Below are 4,465 nucleotides of genomic sequence, written 5' to 3'. Positions count from 1 at the left end.
CGCCCGCGCCCGGCTCGCTCACCGGCACCGGTGGAGGCGTGTCCGGGGTGTGCGGGTCAGGCGCGGCCCGAGGCTCCGACCACCTCGCGGATCTCCGCCGACTCCAGCTTCTCGGCCGTGCGCTCGGCGGTGGTGCGGGCCCAGCGGCCGCTGGTGAGGAGGCCGAGGACCAGGACGGCGGCGCCGCAGGCGGTGAGGATCCACCAGCCGGGGCGGGCCGCGGAGACGAACGCGTGCCGGTACGGGGAGGAGCCGATGCCGGAGGCCAGGACGGCGCCGACCACCGCGACGCCGAGGGTCTGGCCGAGCTGCCTGCTGGTGGAGGCGACGGCGGCTGCGACCCCGGCCTGGGCGCGCGGCATGCCCGACACCGCCGTGTTGGTGATCGGCGCGTTCACGAAGCCGAAGCCGATGCCGAACAGCACGTAGCCGACGAGCAGGGTGGCGTTCGACGTCTCCGCCTCGAAGGCCGCGAACAGCACGCCGCTCACCGTCATCGCCGTACCGGCCACCAGCAGGGGGAGGCGGGGGCCGCGGGTGCCGACCAGACGGCCGGACAGCGGCGCGCACAGGAAGGTCGGTGCGGCCATCGGCAGCATCCACAGGCCCGCGTGCAGGGCGTTCAGGCCGCGCACGTTCTGCAGGTACAGCGTCGACAGGAAGAGGAAGCCGCCCAGCGCGGCGAACGCGCTGATCGCGATCGCGGTCGCCCCGCTGAACGGGGCGGAGTGGAAGAAGCGCAGGTCGATGAGGGGTTCGTCGCGCCGGGGCTCGTACCGGAGCAGGGCCAGGAGGGCGGCGAGCGCCACCGCGGCGAACGGGGACACCGCGGCGAGCCCCGACTCGGGCGCCTGGATGATCGCGTACGTCAGCGAGCCGAACAGGGCGATCACCAGCAGCTGGCCGACCGGGTCGGGACGGCGGGCCTTGGGGGCGCGGGACTCGGGGACGAAGCGGAGGGTGAGCAGGAGTGCCGCGAGGCCGACCGGGAGGTTGACCCAGAAGATGGCGCGCCAGCTGACCGACTGGACCAGCAGCCCGCCGACCAGCGGGCCGGCCGCCATGGATATGCCGACCACCGCGCCCCACACGCCGATCGCGCGGGCGCGCTCACGGGCGTCGGTGAAGGTGTTGGTGATGATCGACATGGCGACCGGGTTGAGCATCGAGCCGCCCACCGCCTGGACCATGCGGAAGACGACCAGCAGCTCCAGGTTCGGCGCCACGGAGCACAGCAGCGAGCCCACCGAGAACACCACCAGGCCGGACATGAACACGCGCCTGCGGCCGATCCGGTCGGCCGTGGAGCCCGCCAGCATCAGCAGGGAGGCCAGCACCAGCGTGTAGGCGTCGATGGTCCACTGGAGACCGGAGGTGGTGGCGTGCAGTTCGCGCTGCATCGAGGGCAGCGCCACGTTCAGCACGGTGTTGTCCAGGCTCACGATGAGCAGGCTCATGCAGCAGATCGCGAGCACGAGCAGTCGTCGGCGGTGGCTCAACTCGGGCATGGGCCCATCGTACGTCTCTGTCGATAGTGTGTCTAACTAATGACCGTTACATGATCCGGTGCCGGGTGCTCCGGCCGGCGTTGTCCACAGGCCGGGACGGCGACCGCTCCCCGTACGGGACAATGGAGCAATGTCCACGCTCGAGTCCCCCCTGCGGATCGGTCCTCACGCGGTCCGGCCGCCCGTCGTGCTCGCCCCCATGGCGGGCATCACCAACGCGCCCTTCCGCACGCTGTGCCGGGAGTTCAGCGGCGGCAAGGGCCTGTTCGTCAGCGAGATGATCACGACCCGGGCGCTGGTCGAGCGCAACGAGAAGACCATGCAGCTGATCCGGTTCGACGCGAGCGAGACACCCCGGTCCATCCAGCTGTACGGCGTGGACCCGGCCACCGTGGGCAAGGCCGTCCGCATGATCGCGGAGGAGGACCTGGCCGACCACATCGACCTGAACTTCGGCTGCCCGGTCCCCAAGGTCACCCGCAAGGGCGGCGGCTCGGCCCTGCCCTACAAGCGGAACCTGCTGCGGGCGATCCTGCGCGAGGCGGTCTCCGGCGCCGGCGACCTCCCCGTGACGATGAAGATGCGCAAGGGCATCGACGACGACCACCTCACCTACCTCGACGCCGGCCGCATCGCCGTCGAGGAGGGCGTGACGGCCATCGCCCTGCACGGGCGTACGGCCGCCCAGCACTACGGCGGCACCGCCGACTGGGAGGCCGTCGCCCGGCTGAAGGAGCACGTCCCGGAGATCCCCGTCCTCGGCAACGGCGACATCTGGTCGGCGCAGGACGCGCTGCGGATGGTCCGCGAGACCGGCTGCGACGGCGTGGTCGTCGGGCGCGGCTGCCTCGGGCGGCCGTGGCTGTTCGCGGACCTGGTGGCCGCGTTCGAGGGGCGCGAGGACTACCGCCGGCCGACGCTGCGCGAGGTGGCCGACGTCATGGTCCGCCACGCCACCCTGCTCGGGGAGTGGATCGGCGACGAGTCCAAGGGCGTCGTCGACTTCCGCAAGCACGTCGCCTGGTACCTGAAGGGCTTCGCGGTCGGCTCCGAGATGCGCAAGCGGCTCGCCGTCACCTCCTCCCTGGAGGAGCTGCGGTCGGGCCTGGACGAGCTGGACCTGGCCCAGCCGTGGCCGGCCGGCGCGGACGGGCCCCGCGGCCGCACGTCCGGCAACAACCGGGTGGTGCTGCCGGACGGCTGGCTGAAGGATCCGTACGACTGCGCGGGCGTCGGCGAGGACGCGGAGCTGGACACCTCCGGGGGGTGAGCCGGCCCCCCCGGAGTGCGGTGTGTCAGCCCTTCTTGGGGTGCGGGGTGGAGCCGTACGCCGTCAGGAAGCGGTCGCGGAAGGCGCTCATCTTCCAGACGGGGGCGTCGTGGGCGGGGCGCAGGCCGTCCGTCCAGCCCCAGTCGGCGACCTTGTCGAGCACCTTCGGGTCCTTGGCCACGATCGCGACGGGCACGTCACGGCTGGCGTGGTTGCCGCTGACCCGGGCGATGGGCTGGTGGTCGCCGAGGAAGACCAGCACGGTGTCCTTGGTGCCGTAGCGCGTCAGCCACTCGGTCAGCGCGGTCACCGAGTACTGGATCGACTTGCCGTACTCCTGACGGGACTTGGTGGTGTCCGCGATGACGTCGGCCGGCTTGTTGCCCGCCGCCTCGATGCCCTTGTAGATCGAGCCGTCGCCCAGCTGGTCCCAGCCGACCATCTTCGGGATGGGCGCCCAGGGCTGGTGGCTGGAGGTGAGGATGAGCAGGGACATCCGCGCCTTGCCGTCGGCCGGCTTCTTGCTGTGCACCCGGTCCTGGTACTGCTGCAGCGCGTACTGGTCCGGCATGGTCGACCAGCTGAACTTCGGTCCCTTGTAGCCGAGTTCGAAGGCGTTGTAGACCTTGTCCAGGCCGTACCACTTCTGCTCGGGCCACCCCTTCTGCACGCCCGGCATGACACCGACGGTGTCGAAGGCGCCGGTCTTCTTGAAGGCGTCGGTCAGGCTGAGGTGGTCGCTGGCCATGACCGTGCGGTAGCGCTGCTGGTTGCTGATCCACAAGCCCGACATGGTGGTGGAGTGGCCGAGCCAGCTGCTGCCGCCGTAGGTCGCCGACGTCAGCCAGCCGCTCTTGGCGTGGAAGCCGGCCTTCGCCAGGGCCTTGGTGCGGGCGTCGAGGGTCGCGTCGACGCCGGGCGCCATGATCGGGTCCTCGATCGCGCTGCGGCCGTAGCTCTCGATGAAGGTGAAGATCATGTCCTTGCCGCGCAGGTCGGGCACCAGCTGGCTGCCCGGGGTGTTGCCGAAGGCGTCGACCTTCGCGACCTTCTGGAACTCCGCCTCGTCCTTGAGCGTGGCCGAGACCAGGCGGGCCTGGGCCTTCAGCGCGGTGGCGGTGCTGTCCGAGGCGAGCGGCACGCCGAACATCTGCAGGCCGAGCGAGGTGCAGGTGATCCAGACGACCCCGGCGATCAGCGTGCCCCGGGTCGCGGCGGCGCGGTGGCGGTCGAGCAGGTTGCTCAGCCGGACCATGGACAGCGCCAGCAGCGCGAAGAGGACCAGCACCGCGGCGATCACCCCGGCCACGGCGGCCAGGGTCTGCGTGCGGCCGAGCGAGTCCTCCAGATAGGACTCCGCGTCGCCGAACAGGCTCCAGTCGAGCACGACGTTGAAGCCGCGGCCGAGGTACTGCTTGAAGCCCATGTCGAGCGCGTTCAGCACGGTCATCGCGGCCAGCGCGACCCCGGACACCGCGGCCAGCGCGATCCGCGGCCGGCGCGGCAGCGCCAGGAACACGCCGGCGCCGATGACGGCTTCCCCGGGGATCCGCACGAACTTCGAGGGCCCGATCCCCACCACGGAGTTGGGCAGCACGAGCGCCGCGACGACGAGAGCGGCGGCGAGCACGGTGAGGCCGACGGACAGCGCCCGAGCGGCGGCCGGATGCCGCTCCCGCCACCCCCG

Annotated in this window: 3 protein-coding genes; 1 reads left to right on the top strand and 2 read right to left on the bottom strand. The window is 71.5% G+C overall.

The window, feature by feature from the left end; genetic code table 11:
- Positions 1-56 precede the first annotated feature (56 nt).
- Positions 57-1,508: an MFS transporter gene (locus tag ACLU3S_RS36010; RefSeq protein WP_413956186.1), complete on the bottom strand. Its 1,452-nt coding sequence runs from the start codon at positions 1,506-1,508 to the stop codon at positions 57-59.
- 130 nt (positions 1,509-1,638) lie between these two features.
- Between ACLU3S_RS36010 and dusB the strand changes: the two genes are divergently transcribed.
- Positions 1,639-2,778 (top strand): tRNA dihydrouridine synthase DusB, encoded by a 1,140-nt coding sequence (dusB, locus tag ACLU3S_RS36005; RefSeq protein ID WP_413956185.1) that lies wholly within the window; start codon positions 1,639-1,641, stop codon positions 2,776-2,778.
- A gap of 25 nt (positions 2,779-2,803) precedes the next feature.
- Here the strand turns inward: dusB and ACLU3S_RS36000 are convergent.
- Positions 2,804-4,465 (bottom strand): CDP-alcohol phosphatidyltransferase (locus ACLU3S_RS36000; protein ID WP_413956184.1); only part of this gene is annotated, 1,662 nt, incomplete at its 5' end.

It is taken from the genome of Streptomyces sp. AF1A, from assembly GCF_047340315.1.
In the GTDB taxonomy this organism is placed as follows: Bacteria; Actinomycetota; Actinomycetes; order Streptomycetales; family Streptomycetaceae; genus Streptomyces.
The sequence above is the reverse complement of the archived record's forward strand: the minus strand, read 5'-3'. Positions and strand labels throughout refer to the sequence as shown.

What these genes read in the sequence shown, in the direction of transcription:
- dusB (WP_413956185.1), top strand. Translation starts at nt 1,639, where the DNA reads ATGTCCACGCTCGAGTCCCCCCTGCGGATCGGTCCTCACGCGGTCCGG.
- ACLU3S_RS36010 (WP_413956186.1), bottom strand. Translation starts at nt 1,508, where the DNA reads ATGCCCGAGTTGAGCCACCGCCGACGACTGCTCGTGCTCGCGATCTGC.